The 21,901-nt window shown below is 37.6% G+C and carries 21 protein-coding genes; 17 read left to right on the top strand and 4 right to left on the bottom strand.

Annotated elements, in window-relative coordinates:
• Positions 1-98: 98 nt before the first annotated feature.
• The 6 genes from BuS5_RS15135 to BuS5_RS15110 all read left to right on the top strand — a co-directional run bounded on the left by BuS5_RS15135 (position 99) and on the right by BuS5_RS15110 (position 9,227).
• Positions 99-1,880 carry an AAA family ATPase gene (locus BuS5_RS15135; protein WP_274427777.1) on the top strand — a complete coding sequence of 594 codons (1,782 nt, stop codon included), beginning with the start codon at positions 99-101 and terminating at the stop codon, positions 1,878-1,880.
• A 99-nt stretch (positions 1,881-1,979) separates the two neighbouring features.
• Positions 1,980-3,761: an AAA family ATPase gene (locus tag BuS5_RS15130; protein WP_274427776.1), complete on the top strand. Its 1,782-nt coding sequence runs from the start codon at positions 1,980-1,982 to the stop codon at positions 3,759-3,761.
• A complete protein-coding gene (locus BuS5_RS15125) occupies positions 3,733-3,915 on the top strand; it encodes a MerR family transcriptional regulator (RefSeq protein WP_027355194.1) in 183 nt (60 codons plus the stop codon). The genes BuS5_RS15130 and BuS5_RS15125 overlap by 29 nt, the downstream gene beginning before the upstream one ends.
• Positions 3,916-4,165: 250 nt before the next feature.
• Positions 4,166-4,402 carry a hypothetical protein gene (locus BuS5_RS15120; protein ID WP_027355195.1) on the top strand — a complete coding sequence of 79 codons (237 nt, stop codon included), beginning with the start codon at positions 4,166-4,168 and terminating at the stop codon, positions 4,400-4,402.
• 683 nt (positions 4,403-5,085) lie between these two features.
• The gene (locus tag BuS5_RS15115) at positions 5,086-6,642 is read left to right on the top strand and encodes an ATP-binding protein (protein WP_274427775.1); all 1,557 of its coding nucleotides are present in this window, start codon (positions 5,086-5,088) and stop codon (positions 6,640-6,642) included.
• Positions 6,643-6,773: 131 nt separating this feature from the next.
• Positions 6,774-9,227 (top strand): tetratricopeptide repeat protein, encoded by a 2,454-nt coding sequence (locus BuS5_RS15110; protein WP_051374572.1) that lies wholly within the window; start codon positions 6,774-6,776, stop codon positions 9,225-9,227.
• Positions 9,228-9,239: 12 nt separating this feature from the next.
• Here BuS5_RS15110 and flaF read toward each other — a convergent pair whose 3' ends face one another.
• From flaF to BuS5_RS15090, 4 genes are all read right to left on the bottom strand, one after another.
• On the bottom strand, positions 9,240-9,692 hold the full coding sequence (gene flaF, locus BuS5_RS15105) for a flagellar biosynthesis regulator FlaF (RefSeq protein WP_051374571.1): 453 nt from the start codon (positions 9,690-9,692) through the stop codon (positions 9,240-9,242).
• On the bottom strand, positions 9,664-10,074 hold the full coding sequence (locus tag BuS5_RS15100; RefSeq protein ID WP_027352964.1) for a flagellar biosynthesis repressor FlbT: 411 nt from the start codon (positions 10,072-10,074) through the stop codon (positions 9,664-9,666). Before BuS5_RS15100 ends, flaF begins: the two co-directional genes overlap by 29 nt.
• Positions 10,075-10,080: 6 nt before the next feature.
• Entirely contained in the window at positions 10,081-10,842 is a 762-nt protein-coding gene (locus tag BuS5_RS15095) for a hypothetical protein (protein ID WP_027352963.1), read from the bottom strand.
• 419 nt (positions 10,843-11,261) lie between these two features.
• Positions 11,262-12,098, bottom strand: coding sequence for a flagellin (locus BuS5_RS15090; RefSeq protein ID WP_035264299.1), 837 nt, complete (start codon positions 12,096-12,098; stop codon positions 11,262-11,264).
• A 398-nt stretch (positions 12,099-12,496) separates the two neighbouring features.
• On the opposite strand from BuS5_RS15090, the gene BuS5_RS15085 reads away from it, so the two are divergent.
• The 11 genes from BuS5_RS15085 (at position 12,497) to fliE (ending at position 21,897) form a co-directional block, all read left to right on the top strand.
• The gene (locus tag BuS5_RS15085) at positions 12,497-13,687 is read left to right on the top strand and encodes a tetratricopeptide repeat protein (protein WP_027352961.1); all 1,191 of its coding nucleotides are present in this window, start codon (positions 12,497-12,499) and stop codon (positions 13,685-13,687) included.
• 83 nt (positions 13,688-13,770) lie between these two features.
• Entirely contained in the window at positions 13,771-14,142 is a 372-nt protein-coding gene (locus BuS5_RS15080) for a response regulator (RefSeq protein ID WP_051374570.1), read from the top strand.
• Between the two features lie 120 nt (positions 14,143-14,262).
• A complete protein-coding gene (locus BuS5_RS15075; protein WP_035264297.1) occupies positions 14,263-14,613 on the top strand; it encodes a hypothetical protein in 351 nt (116 codons plus the stop codon).
• Positions 14,591-15,451, top strand: coding sequence for an HDOD domain-containing protein (locus BuS5_RS15070; RefSeq protein WP_051374569.1), 861 nt, complete (start codon positions 14,591-14,593; stop codon positions 15,449-15,451). Before BuS5_RS15075 ends, BuS5_RS15070 begins: the two co-directional genes overlap by 23 nt.
• Before the next feature lie 31 nt (positions 15,452-15,482).
• Positions 15,483-16,790: a GAF domain-containing sensor histidine kinase gene (locus tag BuS5_RS15065; RefSeq protein WP_027352959.1), complete on the top strand. Its 1,308-nt coding sequence runs from the start codon at positions 15,483-15,485 to the stop codon at positions 16,788-16,790.
• 346 nt (positions 16,791-17,136) lie between these two features.
• Positions 17,137-17,616: a chemotaxis protein CheX gene (locus BuS5_RS15060; protein WP_051374568.1), complete on the top strand. Its 480-nt coding sequence runs from the start codon at positions 17,137-17,139 to the stop codon at positions 17,614-17,616.
• A gap of 24 nt (positions 17,617-17,640) precedes the next feature.
• Positions 17,641-18,384, top strand: coding sequence for a response regulator (locus tag BuS5_RS15055; protein WP_051374567.1), 744 nt, complete (start codon positions 17,641-17,643; stop codon positions 18,382-18,384).
• Between the two features lie 788 nt (positions 18,385-19,172).
• Positions 19,173-20,276 carry a sigma-54 interaction domain-containing protein gene (locus tag BuS5_RS15050; protein WP_051374566.1) on the top strand — a complete coding sequence of 368 codons (1,104 nt, stop codon included), beginning with the start codon at positions 19,173-19,175 and terminating at the stop codon, positions 20,274-20,276.
• A 411-nt stretch (positions 20,277-20,687) separates the two neighbouring features.
• Positions 20,688-21,143, top strand: coding sequence for a flagellar basal body rod protein FlgB (flgB, locus tag BuS5_RS15045; protein WP_274427774.1), 456 nt, complete (start codon positions 20,688-20,690; stop codon positions 21,141-21,143).
• 5 nt (positions 21,144-21,148) lie between these two features.
• Positions 21,149-21,586 carry a flagellar basal body rod protein FlgC gene (flgC, locus tag BuS5_RS15040; RefSeq protein ID WP_027352957.1) on the top strand — a complete coding sequence of 146 codons (438 nt, stop codon included), beginning with the start codon at positions 21,149-21,151 and terminating at the stop codon, positions 21,584-21,586.
• 2 nt (positions 21,587-21,588) lie between these two features.
• A complete protein-coding gene (gene fliE, locus BuS5_RS15035; protein ID WP_027352956.1) occupies positions 21,589-21,897 on the top strand; it encodes a flagellar hook-basal body complex protein FliE in 309 nt (102 codons plus the stop codon).
• Positions 21,898-21,901 lie beyond the last annotated feature (4 nt).

Here is a 21,901-nt window from a genome sequence, read left to right as displayed (position 1 = left end):
AAAAGGCAATAATATGAAAAATCTTCCAAATATTATGGCTTTGTAAAAAGTTTTTTAACAAAAAACGCCGGCAATCAGGCCGTTAAAAGGAGCAGACAATGAAATATCCATACGGTATTTCTGATTTTAGTAGTATTATTTTGGAAAAATATTTTTATTGCGATAAAACAGATAAAATACCTCTGCTTGAAAATACAAAATCCCAACTCTTTATCCGTCCCAGACGTTTTGGCAAAAGCCTTGTGCTTTCAATGCTGGAAAACTATTATGATGTGGCAAAAAAGGATGAATTTGAAGCGATCTTTGGTGATTTAAAAATCGGGAAAAACCCCACAGAATTGCGTAATTCATATTTTATTTTGAGATTTGATTTTTCGTGTGTTGATCCCACAGGAAGCGCTGAAGATGTGAAAAGGGCTCTTTTTAATCATATTAACGGTTGTATTGAAGGATTTTATGCTTTTTATAAATATAAAGGGTATGAATTACCTCAAATAAAAGTCAATTTTGATGATGCTCTATACTCTTTAAAATCTCTTGTCAGCGCTTCCCGCATGACCCCATATCCTGTATATCTTTTAATAGATGAGTATGATAATTTTGCCAATACAGTAATGATGGGGGTTCAAAGCTCTGAAGGCAGGTACAAAGCTCTTGTGCATGAAGAGGGTCCTCTTAGAACTTTTTTTAAAGCAGTAAAATCCTCAACTTCAAGTTCCATGTTTGACCGTGTTTTTATAACAGGGGTTTCACCTGTTGTTATGAGCGATATTACAAGCGGGTATAATATTGCTGAAAATATTTATTTTGAACCTGAGTTTAATGATCTGTGCGGGTTTAAGCATAATGAAATTGAGGATGTACTCAAAAATATTGTTGATAAATGCGGTTTTGAAAAAGAAAAAGCCCGGGAAGCTGCAAGTTTAATGAAGACTTATTATAATGGTTATACCTTTTCCCATACAGCAGATGAACAAATTTATAACCCAACTCTTTGTTTATATTTTTTTAAACAGTTTGAAAAAAGATGCAGTTATCCAAGAGAGATGTTAGATGACAATCTTGCAGTAGATGAAGCAAAGCTTAAATATATTGCTCAAATTCCAAAAGGAAGTGATCTTTTAATGAGCCTGATGGAAAAAGATCAGCAGGTTGTAGCAGAAAAAATCAGTAAACGATTCGGTATAGAAGAGATGCTGACGGATAAATCCAGAGATAATACATTCCTGGTTTCTTTTCTTTATTATTTCGGAGTACTCACCATTGCAGGTGATACTGAAGATATGGAAGTTATTTTAAAAGTTCCCAATCTCGTTATGCAAAGTCTATATGTGGAGCGGGTTCAAAAAATGCTTTTGCCGGAGCCTGATGACAGGGATGATGGTAAAGATGCTGCAAAAAAAGTATATCAAAAAGGGGATATGACTCTTTTGTGCAGGTTTATGGAAGAGAGATATTTCAAGGTTTTTCATAACAGGGATTACAGATGGGCAAATGAGCTGACACTAAAAACAGCATTCCTGACACTGCTTTACAACGATATTATCTATATCATGGATTCTGAAAAAGAGATTGACCGCAGATATGCAGATCTGACCATGATCATCAGGCCGGATAAAAGATATGGCAACGTATTTGATGTTTTGATTGAGTTTAAGTTTGTAAAGCTTAAAAATGCAGGATTAAGCGCTGAACAGGCGAAAAAGCTGTCTAAAGATGAGCTGTATCAGGTACCTGAAATTGTAATGCAAATGGAAGATGGTAAAAAACAGGTAAAAGAGTATGGTGAAAAACTTGAACAAAGGCATGGTAACCTGCGGCTGCAAAAATTTGTAGTAGTGGCATTGGGATTTGAGAGGATATGCTTTTATAGACTTTAAAAAAAGGCAATAATATGAAAAATCTTCCAAATATTATGGCTTTCTAAAAAGTTTTTTAACAAAAAACGCTGGCAATCAGGCCGTTAAAAGGAGCAGACAATGAAATATCCATACGGTATATCTGATTTTAAAAAGATTAATACTAAAAATTATTTTTACTGTGACAGAACAGATAAAATACCTCTGCTTGAAAATTCGGATTTTCAACTCTTTATTCGTCCCAGGCGTTTTGGTAAAAGCCTTGTGCTCTCCATGCTGGAAAATTACTATGATGTGGCAAAAAAAGACGAATTTGAAGAGCTCTTTGGTGGATTGAAGATCGGAAAAAATCCAACTGATCTACGTAATTCATATTTTATTTTAAAGCTCGATTTTTCATGTGTTGATCCCACCGGCAGCGCTGAAGATGTTAAAAAGGCTCTTTTTAATCATATTAATGCATGTATTATCGAATTTTATAAAGTTTATAATTATAAAGGATTTGAATTGCCTGCGATTGAGATCGATCGGGAAGATGCCCTTTTTTCAATGAAATCTCTTATTACTTCAGCCCGCATGACCCCATATCCTGTATATCTTCTAATAGATGAGTATGATAATTTTGCAAATACAGTTATGATGGGGGTTCAAAGCTCTGAAGGCAGATATAAAGCGCTTGTGCATGAAGAGGGTCCTCTTAGAACTTTTTTTAAAGCAGTAAAAGCATCAACTTCAGGTTCTATGTTTGACCGTGTGTTTATTACAGGGGTTTCACCTGTTGTTATGAGCGATATTACAAGCGGGTATAATATTGCAAAGAATATTTACTTTGAGCCGGAGTTTAATGACCTGTGCGGGTTTAAGCAGAATGAAATTGAGAATGTACTCAAAGATATTGTTGATAAATGCGGTTTTGAAAAAGAAAAAGCCCGGGAAGCTGCAAGTTTAATGCAGACTTACTATAATGGTTATACTTTTTCTCATACAACAGATGAACAAATTTATAATCCAACGCTTTCTTTGTATTTTTTTGAACAGTTTGAAAAAATGTGCAGCTATCCGAGAAAAATGCTGGATTCAAACCTTGCAGTAGATGAGGCAAAGCTTGAGTATATTGCTCAGATTCCCCGTGGAAGAGATCTTTTAATGAACCTGGTGCAAAAAGATCAAGATGTTGTAATATCAGATATTGAAGATCGTTTTGGACTTAAAGATATGCTGACGGATAAATCCAGAGATAATACATTCCTGGTCTCTTTTCTTTACTATTTCGGAGTATTGACCATTGCGGGTGATACTGAAGAACTAAAAGTAATTTTAAAAGTACCCAATCTCGTTATGCAGAGTCTATATGTGGAGCGGGTTCAAAAAATGTTTTTGCCGGAGCCTGATGACAGGGATGATGGCAGAGATGCTGCAGAACTGGTGTACCAGAAAGGAGATATGGCTCCTTTGTGTAGATTCATGGAGGAGAGATATTTCAAGGTTTTTCATAACAGGGATTACAGGTGGGCAAATGAATTGACACTAAAGACAGCATTTTTGACACTGCTTTACAACGACATTATCTATATCATGGATTCTGAAAAAGAGATTGACCGACGCTATGCTGATCTAACCATGATCATCAGGCCGGATAAAAGATACGGCAAAGTATTTGATGTTTTGATTGAGTTTAAGTTTGTAAAGCTAAAAGATTCAGGATTAAGCGCTGAACAGGCGAAAAAGCTGTCTAAAGATGAGCTGTATCAGGTACCTGAAATTGTAACGCAAATGGAAGATGGTAAAAAACAGGTAAAAGAGTATGGTGAAAAACTTGAACAAAGGCATGGTAACCTGCGGCTGCAAAAATTTGTAGTAGTGGCATTGGGATTTGAGAGGATATGCTTTTATAGACTTTAAAAGAACCGACGGTGGGCAGAGGCACTACATTGTTGAGAATATTGCTGTCATTGAAGAGATTAAAGAATTGAAAATAAAAGGGATGAGTCTGTCTGAGATTAAGGGCTCGCACAAAGATGTTAAAACACGGCTTCCTTTGCCTGGCATCCTGTAGAACTTTTTTCAATTTCACTATTACCTTGGGGTCATTCTTTCCTGGCGTCAACATCCTGACCTTTTTGTCTGCTTCTAAATATTACTTTACTATCGGTTTAATATAACAGAGTGACTTTAATCCACAGATTACGCAGATTACACAGAACGTATTTGCAGGCTTATTTTTTTGTGGCATATAAATTGCTTAATTTTATGAAGTTAAAATTGGAGATGCTGATTTTACAAATTGGGTAAAAGACCTCTTTCTTTTGCTCAGAAACGACGAAAAAGGACGTAAAAAAAATAAAACCAAGTCGCTTGCAATCTATTTTGCAAGAAATCTTAGCGGCATAACGTGCAGTAAACTGGGTGATTTTTTTGGTGGCGTATCAGGCGCTGCCATTACAGTGGGATATAATAAAATCTCCGGAGAAATGACAGAAAATAAAAGATTGAAAAGAAAAGTGGACAAGATTAAGAATCGAATATTTGGCATCTTTCATTAATGCCCAAAAGTAGTTAACACTTTTTTTTAATGTCAGAATCAGTATTTTACCGCAGAGTTCGCTGAAAACGCTGAGATATTACATTAAAAATCAAGTAGTTTTCTCTGCGTTTTTTGCGTTTTCGGCGGTAAAATTTAATTTTTTATACAAAATAAATGTAAACTGAGAATGAAGGATGCCGAAAAAACCTGTTATTGTTCCAGCAACAACATTTCTCTCTCAGCTTGTTTGAAAAAGATATGGGTTGCAGTTCATCTGCGCTTTCTGCATACTCTGCGGTGAAAATATCGCTTTTAACAGGAGAGAATCGGATGTTATTCTTTTTTTGAGAACCGTGGTAAATTTCTGGAAAACTTGGTTTTTACCCACCTTAGAGCTCAAACAGACGAGATATGCTTTTCCAAAAACGGATGGGAGCGCGATTTTGTGGCTTTTATAGCGGGAAAATAACCATTGATTATTCAAGTGACCGAACATCTGAATTCAGATAATCCGAATTGTGAAATTAAAGGAACTCCCAGGAAATAATCTACGCATCCTGCTTGCCCTTTTGCCCGTTTTCTTTGTTGTGATAACAGGCACATAGTTCGAGTATGCACCTGTCATCACGCCTTGAAAACGAACAAAAGTTCTGCGTAATATACGTAGATTATTTCTTTTCAGTTCCCTAAAAAGGCAATAATATGAAAAATTTTCCAATAGGAATACAAACATTTCGTAAATTAATAGATGGCAATTATCTGTATGTAGATAAGACGGAGCATGTTTATAAATTGCTTCACCAGGGGAGTGTATATTTTCTTGCCAGGCCAAGAAGATTCGGCAAAAGCCTTTTGATTTCCACTTTAAATGAAATATTTGAAGGTGAAAAAGAACTGTTTAAGGGGCTGTGGATATACAAGTCAGACTATAAGTGGGAAAAACATCCGGTAGTGAGGATAGATTTCAGTAAAAAAAAAGCAGAAAGCAGGGATGACCTGAAGGGCTTTATACTCTATCAATTAAAAAACATAGCCGAAAAATACGGAATTTCGCTTACGCGGGATCAATATGATGAAGCATTTGATGAACTTTTGACCAAATTAAGCCAGATCAATAAAGTCGTTATCCTTATTGATGAATACGACAAGCCGATCATTGACAATATAGAAAATAAAAAGCTGGCAGTTGAGATCAGGGAGGTATTAAAGGGGTTTTATAACATTATAAAAGCCTGTGATGAACATATCAGGTTTGTGTTTCTTACAGGTGTGAGCAAATTTTCAAAGGCGGGTGTTTTTAGCGGGTTAAATAATTTAGAAGACATTTCTATGGATACCGGATATTCATCATTTCTTGGAATAACCATGCAGGAAATGAAAACTTTTTTTAAAGATCATATAGATCAGTTTGCAAAGACCGAAAATATCACTAAGGCCGTGTTGATTGAAAAAATAACGTATTGGTATAATGGTTTCTGTTTTAGCAAAGGCTGTACAAAGGTTTTTAATCCATTCTCAGCGCTTCTTTTGTTTAAAAAATTTGATTTTAGCAACTACTGGTTTGAGAGTGCTACTCCAAGTTTTTTAATTAAACTAATCAAAGAAAAAGACTTTGATATAACCGGATTAGATGGAGTCAATATAAGTGAATCATCATTCAGCTCATGCGAAATAGAAAACCTGAAAACCATACCAATACTTTTTCAAACCGGTTATCTGACGATTGCAGGATATAATAAAGAAAGAATGGAATACACCCTGGCATATCCTAATTTTGAAGTAAAAAATTCAATGACAGAATGCCTGGGTGAGGCATATTCCTTTGTGGAAAAAGAATTTGTGCATGGTTATGCATGGAAAATGATTGATGCATTAAGATACCATGACTTTGAGCTGTTTTTTGACACCTTGCGCATTTTTTTTGCCAACATCCCCTACGATCTTCAAATAAACAAAGAAAAATATTACCAGACAATCTTTTACCTGGTATTTTCTCTTATAGGTCTGAAAGTAGAAGCAGAAATAAAAACAAACAAGGGCAGGATAGATGCCGTAATCATTGATAATGACATCTACATTTTTGAATTTAAATTCAATGGGGATAAGGATAAAGCTTTAAACCAGATTAAGGAAAAAAAGTATTTCGAGAAGTATCAGGGAACAAACAAAAAAATCTATCTCTTCGGTGTTGAATTTATGGACCGAAATGTTGGGGAGTGGATAGTTGCAAAACATAGCAAAACTCAAATTTTAAACTGAAAATTAAAATTTATATTATATGTAAGGAACGGGGACGAAATAATTGTTTCAATTGGTTTTTAATCCAAAATTTAATCATGTTAATCTATGAATCCTGCAAATCCTGATCCGGACAATAAAGTGCGTAACTTATGGCAAATCATTCAATAAATATTTCCTGTGAGTTATCCGATGGGTTAAGATATCATAAAGCCGGGGACTTTAAGGCTGCTGAAAAAATCTATAAAAGAATACTTATGGATTATCCGTTTAATTCGGACTGCCTGCATCTTCTCGGGGTGATCGCAAACCAGACAAAAAATTATGCCGCTGCAATAGATTTAATCGGCCGGGCAGTCGGCATTAATCCCGGCAAGCCTGTTTACTATAATAATCTTGGCAACGCATATAGAGATAGCGGCAGTTTTGATAATGCTGTATTGTGTTACAAAAAGGCGTTGAAAATCAAACCGGATTTTTGTGAAATTCATGTTAATTTGGGCAATACATTTATAAAAAAAAGGCAGGTTGATGATGCGGTCTGCTGTTATAGAAAAGCATTGGAGATAAATCCTGAATCTGCTGATGCATACTATAATATGGGTAACGCTTGCAGGGAGATCGGAAAAATTAAGGATGCTGTATTCTGTTACAGGAAAGTTTTGCAGATAAACCCTGGGTTCGCTGATGCATATTATAATTTAGGTAATACGTTCAGGGAGACCGGGAAAATTGATGATGCTATATCCTGTTATGAAAAAACTCTGGAAAAAAAGCCTGATTTTGCAGAAGCGTATAATAATCTTGGTAATCTTTATCAAGAGCAGAATAAATTTGAAGCTGCAGAATTATCTTATCAAAATGCTTTAAAAATAAAGCCGGGTTATTACCAGGCCTGGAATAACCTGGGAAATACCTTAAGAAGCAGGCATCTTCCCGATAGATCAATTTTTTGTTATCAAAAGGCCTTGGAGCTTAACGGTGATTATGCGGAAGCATTTTTAAATATGGGCATAGCTTTTTATGATATGGAAAAATTTCAGGAAGCGGCCGCCTGTTATGATAATGTGTTGAAGCTTGATCAGACTTGCCCGGAGGCATTTAATTTTAAGGGAATTGCATTAAAAAGCCTTGGCCGGCATGATGAAGCTATTCCATGTTTTCAAAAAGCAATTGAATTAAGGCCTGGCTATGCGCAAGCATGCAGTTATCTGGTTCATCAGTTGCAGCAAACCTGTGACTGGAAGGGGTTTAAGTTTTTTTCCTCAATGCTGGATGATTTTACAAATCAGGCTATAATGCTGGGTGAAAAAATTCATGAGCCTTCTTTTATAAATATTACAAGAAACGATAATTTGCAGCAAAATTTTGTTGTGGCCAAAAAATGGTGTAAAAATACAGCCAAACATCCGGAGTCTGCCGGAGCTTTTTTATTCGATGATCGCAAACATTTTAAAAAGAAAATTATAATAGGATATCTTTCAAATGATTTTCGTGATCATGCCACGTCTCATCTTATGCTAAGTATGTTCGGACTGCACGATAGGAATAGATTTAAGGTATATTGCTACTCATTCGGAACAGACGATAAAAGCCGATTCCGGGAGAGGATTAAAAGGGAGAGCGACAGGTTTGTTGATATCCGCAGCTTTAGTGATATAGAGGCCGCGCAGCAGATATTTAAAGATGGGGTCGATATTCTTATTGATCTTAACGGGCATACCAGGGGAGGGCGTTTAGGAATATGCTCGTTCAGACCGGCACCTATTCAAGCCTCGTATCTTGGTTTTCCCGGAACAACAGGCGCCGATTTTATTGACTATATTATAACCGATAGAATCGTAACCCCTGAAGAGCATGCTCCATTTTATAGTGAAAAATTTCTTTTTTTGCCTCATTCTTATCAGGTTAATGATAATACGCAGTTGATAGCTGAAGAGAGTCTGACAAGAAAAGATTTCGGCCTGCCTGAAAAAGGCTTTATTTTCAGCTCTTTTAACCAGACCTATAAGATAGAACCTCTAATCTTTAATACATGGATGAACATTCTTGCCGGAGTACCTGGGAGCGTGCTGTGGCTCTTTACGGGCGGTAAAGCTTCCGAAAAAAATTTAAGGGAAGAAGCTAAAGTAAGGAGAATAAACCCAAATCGTTTGATATTTGCGGAAAAAATGCCAAAGGATAAGCATCTGGAGCGCCTTGGACTTGCAGATCTGGCATTGGATACGCGAATTGTAAATGGTCACACAACTACCAGCGATGCTTTGTGGGCTGGTGTTCCGGTAGTAGCTCTGATAGGTAGGCATTTTGCTTCCAGGGTATCCGCAAGCCTTTTAACTGCTGTCGGTTTGCCGGAGTTGATAGCTGATAATCTGAATGATTATGAAGCGTTGGCTGTGCAACTTGCAGAAAACCCTGAGAGGCTTGAAGCAATCAGGGATAAACTGGCTAAAAACCGTAATATCATGCCGCTTTTCGATACCCCTCGTTTTGTAAGGAATTTGGAAAAGGGATATGCTGCAATGTGGGATCTTTTTTTATCCGGCAAAAATCCGCAGCATATATCGGATGTAGGGGTTCAAAATCTTGAACCCTTACAATATTGAACCCCTACATCCCTACAACGCGGCACGAGCCGTCATAATGGTCGGTTCCGGCAATTGGGCAGTCAAGTCCTGTGCGGAATTGTTAAGTCCGGCTGCTATGTTCTGATTTATTTTTATTATTATTGTAAGTTTATCTTTGACAGGATAAGCAATGAGTTCAAAAATTCTCTTATCTATAAATGTGCTTAGTCTTAGTAAATTTTGTTTTAAATTAACAGGAAGCGGATTTTCCTGTTTAGATAGCTCAGCCTGAAAGATACTCCAGAGCCTCTGATTAAAATTAAGCGCTTCATCAAGTTTAATCCCAGTTATAGAATCAGGATAACCACGGCTGTCTGTTTTCCAGTTGTTTTGACAATTTTTCAGCTTTTGCGCGGCTTTATTCAGAACCCTGGCTTCGGTTTCACGTCCGGAGATTGTTGTTTTTTCGATTATCTTATATGCATTCAGGGGGTTGTTGCTCATAGTTTAACACCTCGGTTTCATAATTAACAAGTTGTTTGGCAGACTTAAGCGCCTGATAATAGTCACAGCCTAATATATTTTCGCTTATATTATCTATAAATTTTAAAACTTCAGGAACGGTTTGGATAATATTATTTACAAGCTCCCAATACATTTTATGATATTCAACCAGGTTATCATCATCAATGTACATTAGCTGAATCGTAAAATATATTTTTTGACCAAGTGTATTAGCATTATTTTCTTTTAAAATATCTTTTTGGCGCAGAATCGGAACTTTATTTTCTATAATAAGGTTGCATGCCTGACTGTTGCCGTTGGTTATTACGGCTTCGCCGATAATAATCCGCTCATTCGGTTTCAGGGTTATTTTAAGAGCCATGGTTTATCATAATAAATCTTTTAAAGTTGAATGATCCGTACCCAGGCTTCTACCTGTTTGATCTGCAAGCTCATTCCTTAATCCAACACTTAGCTGCCCAGGGTCTACTTTATGAATATTTAAAGGCTTTATCAGCTTGTCGTTTATTTTATGGTATATATCGGAAAGATTTAGAGTATCTGTTTCATTTTTCAAGTCGGTTCGGTTTTGCTGCAAGTCTGCCTTTACGATTTCAAGTTTTTCCAGGGAAGCTGAAATTTCACTGTCTGTGTTGGTTGGCGTAAGTTCCGGAATGTCCGGTATGTTTTTTTCTGAAAATTTTTCCTGAAAAGTATTTTGCCATGTTATTGTTTCAGGGATAAAATCCTCCCGAGGCGGAATAGTTAATTTATCTATTATTTTTCTTATAGAGCTGTAATTTCGCAGAATGGCTATACGTTCCTGACTATCTTGCGGAAAAGGTGGATAATTTTTTACAATTTTTCCCAATTGATTTTTCATATTATCAACATGTTTTTCTGCTGTTTTCATAGCGTTGTCTGAGGAACGAATGCTTTTTGCTACTCCTTTTAAATCAGATTTTAACAGGTTTAAGCGGTTGAGAATCAAGTCACGTCCTACAAAACCATCTGGTTTTTGTTCAGTCTTTCCAGGTACAATTGTATTTTCAGAATTAGATTTTTGAGATTGCGTTATTCTGTTTTGATCTGAAATAGAGACGGAGGCAACATCCTTATTATAAATAAAATTTGATTTTGTAATCTGCATTTTTCACCTCCTTGTATTGATTTTCATATAAAAAATTATTCAATTTTAAAATTTAGCACAGGGCCGGTAGGGGTTCAACATCTTGAACCCTCTTACGACCAATCATTCAGTAAAATTATTTATATGAAAATCTTTGGATAAATTACGGCGGAAAATATATTATTCCCGCCGCAATTTTCCTTCTCTATCCATATATCAGACCTCGGTATTTGAATTCGACAATGTTTTTATAAACTTTATTTCTAACTTATTGGATTAATTTAAACAACATGATGGCATAAAAATTGCCGTGTCCAATTTTTATGCAGCTTTACACTATAGTTTTAATTATAAATATATTCAGATTATTAGATGTCATAGCGTCTAATTAATATTGCTAAAAGTACGAGGTCTATATATAAAAAAGTCTGCCTGGTTTTTTAAAACAGCCTTAATACGGATTGCGCTGCCTGTGAAGCCATACTCAGGGATGAAGTGCCAAGAGCCTGGCGTGTCTGGAGCATAAGCATATTGGCCCCTTCTTCGTTAAGATCCGCATTTACAAGATTTGCTGCGCCTTCGTCAAGGGTATTTATCATCTTTGTTGTAAAATCCTGCCTGGCAGTAACAATACCCAGGTTGGTCGCCAGTTTCTTGGATTCCGTTCTAAGTGTGTCCCTGGCATTATCAAGACTTGAGATGGCTGCAGTTATAGCAGTGGAGCAATTAGCCGAGGAACCAGCCCAGCTACCTGAGTTACTAGTAATCGAAAGGCCGCCGGAGCAGGCTTCAAATCCGGTTATTGTTAAACTTGCGTCATTTGTTGTCGGGGCAAACTGGACTGTTATTGTATCATCTGACCCGTCCAGGAGGTTGATTCCTTTATACCCTGAATTATCCGACATTTGGGTAATCTGACTAAGAACTTCTTCATACTGACATGCATATGTATTGGCTTCAGTTGTTGTTGATGCAGACAGAGCTGACTGCGCAAGTGCCTTGGCGTTGGAAATCAGCTCTGTTATCCCTTCGATGCCGTTATTTGCCGCCTTAACTGTTTGAATAGCTTCAGACATGGCATCTTTACGAGAAGCCAGATCCGTAGCTCGCAGAGTATGTTCCTGCGCTGTAAAAAAGTTAATCGGATCATCCAGGGAAGTGTTGACTTTTTTCCCTGATGAAAGCCTGGTCTGTGTTCTTTCCATCAATGTTGCTGTAGATTGCAGGCTGAACAAATTGTTTCGCATCCCTGATGTTAATGTAATTCCGCTTGACATGATAAGTCTCCTTTTCTAGGATTTTTTTGATGATTTTTGGCATTCTTGCCGTTTTTCATTGTCAATTAATGCTACTATTTAAGTTTATTTTTCCCTCCTTTCTTTTGTTTTTGCTTCGTTAAAAATGATATCGGATATATAGAAAAAAACTTTAATAATTTTTTTTAATTTTTCTACCATTCTGTTGGCCGGGTGTATTGGGATGGGAAAGGGCACAAGATTTTGTGCCCCTACGATGACCATTCCTGTTGTTTTGCCTGTAGGGGCACAAAATTTTGTGCCCTTTCAATTTTGGTTAAAGTAATTTTTTATTATGCCGATATAATAATAAGCTCTTTTTTATAATGGGAAGCATATGGGCAGACCATCATATCTGTCCTTAAAGAAAGAGGTACTACATGAATTTATTGGAAACAGATTTTAGCCAAAATATATTTGCAGCTCTTACAAGTCAGCCTGCACAGCTTGAAAATTTGTCAAACAACGCTCTTTCCAATGGAATTGATCTATATGGCAAAGAAGATTATAAGGGCGCGGTTAAGGAATTTAAAAGATCGATTGGTCTTGCACCAAATTCGGAATATTCTTCAGCAGCTTCTAATTATATGGCCAACGCCTACCTTAAATTAGATGACATGGATAATGCTGTTAAAACATATAAAGCAGCAATAAAGTTGAATCCGCTGGATGATGCTTCACATATCAAGCTTGGAAATCTTTATTATTCTGAAGAACAATATGAAGAAGCGGAACAGGAATATGAGGAAGCTGTAAAAATTAATCCTGATGCTGTTAATTATTATTCCCTGGGGCAGTCGCACCTTGCCACCGGCCGGCTTGGGGATGCTGAAAATATTTTTAATAAAGTCAAAAACCTGGCTCCGGAAAATGCAAATGGAGCATATGGGCTTGGTCTTGTACGCAGCAAACAGGAGCGATTCGATGACGCTGTAGCATTCTTTGAGGAAGCTATTCGAAAAAAGAAGGATTTTTATGATGCTTATGCCGAAATAGGTTATGCTTATTCGGATATGGGTTTAATGGATGATGCCCAGAAGATGGTCGATTTTTTGGAGAATAAAGACCCGGGGCTGGCGGATACGCTTAGCCGTTATATGTATAAGGTTGATCCTCCACGAATTGAGTTCCCTTTTTCCAGCAGTACTTTTGGCTATACAATGCCCAAAAATACTTCTGTTTCAGCTTTGGATTCTTACCTCGAAGCTCCAGGCGCTTCAAAATCTTTTACCATGGAATTTGTGTTCAGCAAGGAAATGGATAAAGCTTCTGTGGAAAATAAATTTAACTGGTCAATAAACAGATCAACTCAGAATGGTCCCGGGCAGGCATATAATTTCGGGATGCCGATTAATTCGACAGAAGTTAATATTTCGTTGTTACCAAATAATATATTTTACGATGAAGAATCCTTAACCGCAGTTGTGAGTTTTACAATTAAACAGAATGAAGCCGGCGATGGAACCATAGATCCGTCACACATTGAATTCAAGTTTAGCGGGAATGATAGTTTCGGCCTTAAAATGGATCCAAAAGGAGATCAGTTTACAGGGTTTTCCGGGGTGGTGTAGGGGTTCAAAATTTTGAACACTATCTATCGGGGGGGCAAAATTTTAAACCCCTGCCGCACGATAAGTTTTCAAAGGAAAATAAAATGGCGCGAAAATTGAATAAAATAATGGTAGTAGATGATGAAGTATTGATATGCGATCTGCTGGAGGAGTTTTTAACGATACAGGGTTATAAAGTTACTACGGCCTCCGGCGGAGAAGATGCCATCTTGAAATTCAAGACTTTAAGACCTCAAATGGTATTGCTTGATATCAGGATGCCGGGAATGGACGGTATTGATGTACTTCAAAGCATAAAAGGTATGGACAGGTCTACCGGAGTAATTATGCTGTCTGCCTTTGGCGATGTGGAGACCATCCAAAAAGCAATGCAGGGGGGCGCCTATAAATATATCCAGAAACCGGTTGAATTCGGCGCTCTTTTACAAGCGCTGCAGGGATGGCAGGAATTATAGGCTGTCACATAAATAATTTCACTGTGTTATCGGTAGGAGATATACGATTAGTATTATTTCCTCGCTATAGCCTTGTGAAATGAATTATGTGACGGTCTATAGTAGAGTCATGAGGCGCTGATGAAAAAACTTGAATTGGATGATTTAAAGCCTGATATGGTACTTGCAAAACCTGTTCATAATTTTCAGGGGTTGCTGCTCCTTTCCGAAGGCACAACACTCTATGGCAATAACATCCGTATATTAAAGTCATGGGGGGTGACAAACGTATGGATAGAGGCTGAGACTGAAGAAGTAGATAAAAAGTATGTTAAGGTAGAGATTGAGCTGCAGGAAATAATTAAAAGAGACTTAATGGATAAATTTATCGGGGTATTGGAAGACAAGGTAATGGTCGAGATAATGAGAGCCGCGGAAAAGGTTTTGAATAAAAGGCTCCAGACCGGATATGAAGAAAATGGAACAGGCTAAATTAAACAGAATTATTCGAAAAATAGAAGATCTGCCGACCTTGCCTAGAACTGTTTTGAGAATAACCGAGCTTGTGAATAACCCCAGAACTTCAGCGCAGGATCTCGCCGGCGTTGTTGTCGATGACCAGGTTCTTACTGCCAGACTGTTGAGACTTGTCAATTCATCATTTTACGGATTCCCCAGGAAGGTTTCCACTGTAACCGGCGCGATAGTTTTGTTAGGTTTTGACGCTATCAGGAATTTGCTGCTGACAACCTCCATTTTAGAGCTCTTTTCTAATAAAAAAAGGAAGACCGGTTTTAATCGGGAGAAGTTATGGGACCATTCCATAGGCTGCGCCGTGGGAGCTAAAATAATAGGGTCTTATCTTAAATATGAGAGGATTGAAGAGCTTTTTGTATCAGGCATTTTACATGATATCGGCAAAATAGTAGAGATGCTTTTTTTACCCGAAGATTTTGCGCAGATTGTTTCTATTGTTGAAAAAGATAATATTCTTTTATTCTCGGCCGAAGAACGTGTTTTGGGATATACGCACGCCGATATAGGTAGACTGCTTGCGCAAAGATGGAGTCTCCCTGCAAAAATTGAAGCTGTTATTGCAAATCATCATCAACCTGACGCTGCGGATGGTTTTATGCTGGAGGCTGCTATCATTCATCTGGCAGACATACTCTGCCGGGCACTTGATATCGGCTCAGGAGGGGATAACAGGATCCCGCCTTTAAATAAAAACGCCTGGGAAGTTTTAGAGCTGAACATAAGTGTGATTGAACCTATTATGCATGAGATTGAAACCGAGTTTGATAGTATCAATCTGTCTATTACCGCGTAGGGGGGAGGCTGGGAATATATAGCAGGATTTTATGTCGGAAATTGTTAAAAAAGAACTGGAAGAGTGCCGGAAGCAGGTGGCTTTTCTTGAAAAGGGTCATCAAGATATATTGGAACTGATCGACAGAATGGAACGGTTGATCCGATTTCAGGATAAAATTGATATTACCTTTAATATTAATCAGATATGGACTCTTTTTTTAAATGATATTAAAAACCTGATAGATGTTGATGCATGTGCGTTATTCCTGGTTGATGAAGAGACCCATGATTTTATTTTAGAGGAAGCGGCGCCTGAAGATAGGGGAGCCGCTTGCCGTAAAGAAGTAGATAGTCAGATAGAATGCGGAATGTTTGCATGGGTGATACAGCGCAGAAAACCCGCCGTTATACCGCCTCAAGTATTCAAAGAAGTAAAGACTGTTATAATGCTGCCGCTTTCCACTATTAAAAGGACACTGGGTGTCGTTCTGATATTAACGGATATAAATGAAAATTTTATAACCCGGGAAAACATTAAACTTTTAACTTTGCTTTCGAGGCAGTGTTCTCTTGTGATGGAGAATACAATTTTATATGAAAATTTAAAAAAGGAACAACAGTCTCGCATGAAAGCACAGGCACAGATATTTCAAGCTGAAAAGCTGGCATCAATCGGACGTTTAACTTCCGGCGCTTCCCATGAAATATTAAATCCATTGAACATAATTACAGGGCATATACAGTTGATAAAGATGGATACGTCTTTGAGCCGGCACGCTATAAATTATCTTGATATAATGCAGAAGCAGTCCAACCGGATAGCCGAAATTATAAAGAGCCTGTCTATTTTTTTTCATAATTTTAAATCCGAAGCAGCTTATTTTAATATAAATGATCTCCTGGAAAGCTCTATCCTCCTGGCAGGTTGTGACTTTAAGTTTGATCATATCAATATTATAAAGAATTTTACAGAGAATCTTCCCTGGGTGATGGGTAATCAAGAGGATCTTGCGCAGGTTGTCTTAAATCTTCTTTCTAACGCAAGGGATGCCATGCCTGATGGCGGAACAATTTATCTGTCCACAAGGCTTTCTTCCGAAAACGGTAATCCTGAAAGTGAATCCGATTTAATCGAGGTCAAGATTGAAGATAACGGATGCGGAATACGTGAAGAGGACATTAATAGGATCTTTGATCCATTCTTTACTACCAAGGAGCCTGTTTATGGAACAGGGTTAGGCCTGTCAATCAGTTATGGAATCGTAAATTATCATGGAGGAACAATAAAAGTGAAGAGCGTCTTGAGTAAAGGATCTATTTTTTCAATTTTTTTGCCTGCCGACGGGAAAAAAAACTAAAGTTTTTTTATTATAAGCCAATAAAAAGAATAACCGGAGTTTATTTTCCAGCAAATTTTAATTTACGTTTAGGGAACTGGAAGGAAATAATCTACGCATATCGTGCAGATTTTTTGTTCGTCTTCAAGGCGTGGTAACAGTTGCATAGTGAACTATACAACTGTTACCGCAACGTAGAAGGCGGACAAAAGGGCAAGCAGGATGCATAGATTATTTTCTGTAAGTTCCCTTAGCAATTGTTTACGAAGATATATAATAATATCTTTATAGACAAGAGATCTGTGCAGATTGAGTAAAAAATCGCTTAATTTAGGTTTTACTCTGAAGCTCTATAGAGGATAATGATATGGATGAATTAAATGCTCTTGATTTAAAAAATTATCTTGTTAATTCCATTACTGATGTATTTGATACTATGCTTTCCATGGAGGTGGAGCTTGATGGGGCCTGTTCCGGAGAGATAAACAGTGATAGGATAGTTGGTACAGTATGTTTTGCGGGCAAAGTAATGGGGTGCATAAACCTGCACGTGGGTAATACGTTTGCGGAAAATATCACGGCTGCAATGCTTGGCATGGAACCGGACGAGATTGAATCTGATGAAGAGATTCATGATGTTATCGGTGAATTGAGCAATATGGTAGGGGGTGATCTCAAGTCACGTCTGTGCGATGCAGGTTTTGATTGCCAACTCTCTATACCGTCAACTACCGCAGGTTCTGACTTCAAGATTGAATCAAAGGGCTGGATCAAACAGGAACGTATTAATTTTATCAGCGGAGAGGACAAGGCTTTGGCTGAAGTTTTTATTAAGATAGCTGGTTAGCATAGAGTTAAGGTGGGGGAAAAAATGACTGTAAAAATTCTTACTGTTGATGATAGTAAAACCATACGTATGATCGTAAAGAAGGCTTTCAAGCCTTTTGACTGCAAACTTTCTGAGGCGGAAAACGGGGTAGAGGGTTTAGCTGCCGCTGCCAAAGAAAAACCGGACTTGATTGTTCTTGATATTACCATGCCGGTGATGAATGGAATCGAGATGCTTGAAAAATTAAAGGGCGAGCCCGACCTTCAAGATATACCGGTAATAATGCTTACCGCAGAATCCGGCAAAGATAATGTTATGCAGATTGTTAAAATGGGCGTCAAGGATTATATGGTAAAGCCTTTTAAAGGAGAGCAATTGATCGAGAGGGCAGAAAAGGTGGTGCAGCTTGAAGCTAAAAAAGCCGAAGAGATTGCAGCCGATGCATCCAGGCAATATTTTTCCCTTGAAGACGATGTCCAGGTTATGACTATGCCTGCAAAGGTTAACAGGCAGGTTAATACCCAGGTGGAGGGTTTTCTTAAGACAAAATTGCAAGATATAGTAAAGTCCGGAATCAGCAAACTGATTCTTGATTTAAGTAAGGCTGCAGAGACGAATATGTCTTTAATTAAAGTGATAGTGCAGGTTTTGCAGGCATGTAAAAAAGTTAACCTCAATACCCAAATAGTCGGCACCGAAGCTTTGAGCGAAGGACTTAAAGGATTTGCAGAAACAAGCGAGATCAAAATAGCATTTTCTCTTGATGAAGCCAAGGCTGCTTTCTAGCCTGTTTAAGGCACCCTTCAAAAATTTGTTTTACACTTTTATTTATGCGTGGTTCTATACTCCAACGTGGGAACGAGAAACAATTTCTGCAGGGGCACAATATCTTGTGCCCCTATTTTACGTTTTGATTGGGCGGGTACGGGTATTTATATGTTTGCAAGTTGCAAGTTTGTAAAAAGCATATTGATTTTCTTCTGAAAAAATTAAGCAGTTCCTCTGCGCTTTCTGCGTTCTCTGCGGTGAAAATATCGGTTCTAACCTGGGAAAAAGTGTTAACTATTTTTGGCTTTTAATGAAGGATGCCCAGATTAATGTATAACAATAAATACGAGAAAATAAATTCTCTTGTTTACTTTTGTTGCAAGTTGCAAAAAAATGGGCGTATTACGGTTTTGGTCGCCTTTTTGAATTACTCTTCATTTTTTATCTCTAATGACAGGCCATCTTCTTTTCTCCAGGAGAAAGATTTGCCTACCACAAAATATACTGTCTAATCATCATAAAAAAAATTAAATATACTTTATGTAGTAATTATATCAAATGCTGAGAATTTATGCCTGTGAAACCTTGTTTAGATAATTTGTCGTTTTCAAATGTTTGGTATAGACTTTGCATGATGCCTTTACAAGATGACGGAGCAGAAATCAGGTAAAAACCGTTAGCGATCAGTTTAATCTTCCGATTACCAATCTTTCAGTATAATATTTTTATAAAATCAAAACGGTTTTGATTTTTAAAACATCAAAAAATATATGCGCGGGTACTTATAACTAAAAGGAGTGTTCGAATTGTTAAATTTAGCCTATAATAATAGTACAGTCGTAAATCCGGGTCTATATAAAAAAAACTTTGTTGAAGAAACTCCCAAAAAAGAGGAACCTCATAGTTATATGGGGATAATCGGCAGGAGTGACAAAATGGAGCAGGTATTCCGGTTAATAGACAAAATATCCGACAGTGATAGTACTATTCTTATCAGTGGCAAGAGCGGGACCGGAAAAGAGTTGGCAGCTCGAGCTATCCATCAGAGTTCACATAGAAGAAACAAGCCTTTTGTTCCAATAAATTGCGGAGCTATTCCTGAAAATTTACTGGAGAGTGAACTTTTCGGTCATGTTAGAGGCGCTTTTACAGGCGCTACTACACAGAAATCAGGGAAATTTGAACAGGCCAACGGTGGCACAATATTTCTCGATGAAATCGGGGATATGAGTCCTGACCTTCAGGTAAAGGTGCTCAGAGTCCTGGAAGAAAGGGAGTTTGAGCGGGTCGGCGGCGTAAAAAGTATAAAAGTGGATGTGCGAATCGTGGCTGCTACCCATAGGAATCTGGCAGATGAAGTAAAGAAGGGTAATTTCAGGGAAGATCTTTTTTATCGTCTGTATGTTATTCCCGTAACCCTGCCGTCATTGAATGAACGTAGTTCCGATATACCTTTACTAGTTGATTATTATATTAAAAAATTTAATCAACATAATAACGGCAATATTGAAGGCATTACAGATGATGCCATGGACTTGATGGTGAAATATTCCTGGCCGGGTAATGTAAGGGAACTCAAAAATATCATTGAGAGGATAGTAGTAATAAAGGGAGAAGGCAGGATTATACCATCTGATTTGCCTGATAATATGAAAACAAAAGAAGATAAAGTCATTCGGACAAGTATAGAGATTTCCAAAGAAGGTATATGCCTTAATTCCGCGGTCAATGAATTTGAAAAAGCTCTAATATTCCAGTCGCTGGAAAAGACCAAATGGGTAAAAAACAAGGCTGCTAAACTATTGCATCTTAAACGGACTACTCTTGTGGAAAAGATTAAGCGGCATCATTTAAAACCTCAGCAATTTCATCAATGCTCAATATTTGAATCCCAACCGTCAAGTAATTGACTTAACCCAATAGTACCTTTTGGCTGATATGGAATCCGCCCCTACTGAAAATCAATAGGTAAAAATTACCCTCAGGTTAAGTATTTTAAGTGCGAAAAATAGTTATTCCAGAAAAATAATATATTATATCTATTGTTAATTCAACTTGTTAATATCTATCTAAAACTCCGATATAAGGATTTAAGCAAAGATAATAGTATGAAATACTAATTATATCAATAGGTTAATTGAGTAAACTTAATAGCCACACAGTCATACAAACACCTTTATTTATGCAATTACGCGCCTGTACGCGTTTTAAAACCCCTCGTAACGTAGGCGTTGAAAGCTACCTCTTTATTTAAAAATCCTTATGTCGAAGTTTTAGTATCTATAGTCGCTTCGACGTATGTAAATGGTATGATATCTGCAGTGAACATTTGTGAATCAATGGAGGTACGGAAAACTATGGAGATGAATGGTAATGGATTATTTGACGGGATGTTATCAGTTCTTGGTAAAGCCCTGGATTTGAGATCAATCAAACATAATACGATAGTCTCCAATATAACCAATGGGGATACTCCGGGATATAAGGCTTTTGATCTTGTTTTTGAAAATGAGATTAAAAAAATAACAGGCGCAAAGGCTGAAGTCAGTATACGCAAGACACAGCCCGGGCATCTTCCCGCTGGAAGGGGGGCTTTTGAGAATATAGAATATAGAACCGAAAAGGCACCACGAAACAATTTCAGGGCCGACGGCAACACTGTCGATATAGATAAAGAGATGTCAAAGCTGTCTGAGAATAGTCTGATGTACAATGCTACGGCCCAAATTTTGTCCTGGAAGTTTCAATTATTGAAAAACGTAATTACAGGAGGTTGAGTGAGATGAATATTTTTAACGCTTTGCGCATAAGCTCTTCAGGACTGACTGCGCAAAGATTACGTATGAATTTGATTGCATGCAATTTAGCCAATGTCAATACTACCAGAACACCCCGGGGCGGACCATATAAAAGGCAGGAAGCTGTTTTTGCCGCTTGTTCGGAACCACGGTCTTTCAAGAATATGCTTGATACGGAAATCACAGGCTGCGGATCAGGCGTTGAGGTCGTTGATGTTATCAATGACCCTCGACCTTCGCAAACCAGATACGATCCTGGGCATCCTGATGCTGATGAAAAGGGATATGTTAAACTGCCTAATGTCAATTTAATCGAAGAGATGGTTAATATGATTTCCGCCACCAGAAGTTATGAGGCAAATGTAACGGCTGTTAATGCCAGCAAAAAAATGGCCTTAAAGGCTTTGGAAATAGGACGTTAATTATGAATGAATTTGCTGTAAAAAATAATGTTGAATTATCTGTTCCTTCGCATTTAGATAAAATAATTTCTTCCGAATCTGTAAAGGATAAAGGCTCGTTTGGAAAAATACTGACAGAGTCGATCGGGGAAGTAAACCGGCTGCAAAAAGAAGCTGATAAGGCAGCTCATAATCTTGTTACCGGTAAAGAAACCGATATCCACGGCACTATGATTGCTCTTGAAAAAGCGGATGTCTCTTTTCGGTTAATGATGAAGGTTCGCAACAAGATAGTCGCGGCCTATGAAGAAATAAAACGGATGCAGGTTTAAAGGG

It is taken from the genome of Desulfosarcina sp. BuS5, assembly GCF_028752835.1.
Classification (GTDB): Bacteria; Desulfobacterota; Desulfobacteria; order Desulfobacterales; family BuS5; genus BuS5.
The sequence above is the reverse complement of the archived record's forward strand: the minus strand, read 5'-3'. Positions and strand labels throughout refer to the sequence as shown.

Coding starts and splice junctions, on each gene's coding strand:
- BuS5_RS15060 (WP_051374568.1), top strand. CDS start 17,137: ATGGATGAATTAAATGCTCTTGATTTAAAAAATTATCTTGTTAATTCC.
- BuS5_RS15100 (WP_027352964.1), bottom strand. CDS start 10,074: ATGGCTCTTAAAATAACCCTGAAACCGAATGAGCGGATTATTATCGGC.
- BuS5_RS15080 (WP_051374570.1), top strand. CDS start 13,771: ATGGCGCGAAAATTGAATAAAATAATGGTAGTAGATGATGAAGTATTG.
- BuS5_RS15115 (WP_274427775.1), top strand. CDS start 5,086: ATGAAAAATTTTCCAATAGGAATACAAACATTTCGTAAATTAATAGAT.
- BuS5_RS15075 (WP_035264297.1), top strand. CDS start 14,263: ATGAAAAAACTTGAATTGGATGATTTAAAGCCTGATATGGTACTTGCA.
- BuS5_RS15090 (WP_035264299.1), bottom strand. CDS start 12,098: ATGTCAAGCGGAATTACATTAACATCAGGGATGCGAAACAATTTGTTC.
- BuS5_RS15070 (WP_051374569.1), top strand. CDS start 14,591: ATGAAGAAAATGGAACAGGCTAAATTAAACAGAATTATTCGAAAAATA.
- BuS5_RS15065 (WP_027352959.1), top strand. CDS start 15,483: ATGTCGGAAATTGTTAAAAAAGAACTGGAAGAGTGCCGGAAGCAGGTG.
- BuS5_RS15055 (WP_051374567.1), top strand. CDS start 17,641: ATGACTGTAAAAATTCTTACTGTTGATGATAGTAAAACCATACGTATG.
- BuS5_RS15085 (WP_027352961.1), top strand. CDS start 12,497: ATGAATTTATTGGAAACAGATTTTAGCCAAAATATATTTGCAGCTCTT.
- flaF (WP_051374571.1), bottom strand. CDS start 9,692: ATGAGCAACAACCCCCTGAATGCATATAAGATAATCGAAAAAACAACA.
- BuS5_RS15135 (WP_274427777.1), top strand. CDS start 99: ATGAAATATCCATACGGTATTTCTGATTTTAGTAGTATTATTTTGGAA.
- fliE (WP_027352956.1), top strand. CDS start 21,589: ATGAATGAATTTGCTGTAAAAAATAATGTTGAATTATCTGTTCCTTCG.
- BuS5_RS15130 (WP_274427776.1), top strand. CDS start 1,980: ATGAAATATCCATACGGTATATCTGATTTTAAAAAGATTAATACTAAA.
- flgC (WP_027352957.1), top strand. CDS start 21,149: ATGAATATTTTTAACGCTTTGCGCATAAGCTCTTCAGGACTGACTGCG.
- BuS5_RS15110 (WP_051374572.1), top strand. CDS start 6,774: ATGGCAAATCATTCAATAAATATTTCCTGTGAGTTATCCGATGGGTTA.
- BuS5_RS15095 (WP_027352963.1), bottom strand. CDS start 10,842: ATGCAGATTACAAAATCAAATTTTATTTATAATAAGGATGTTGCCTCC.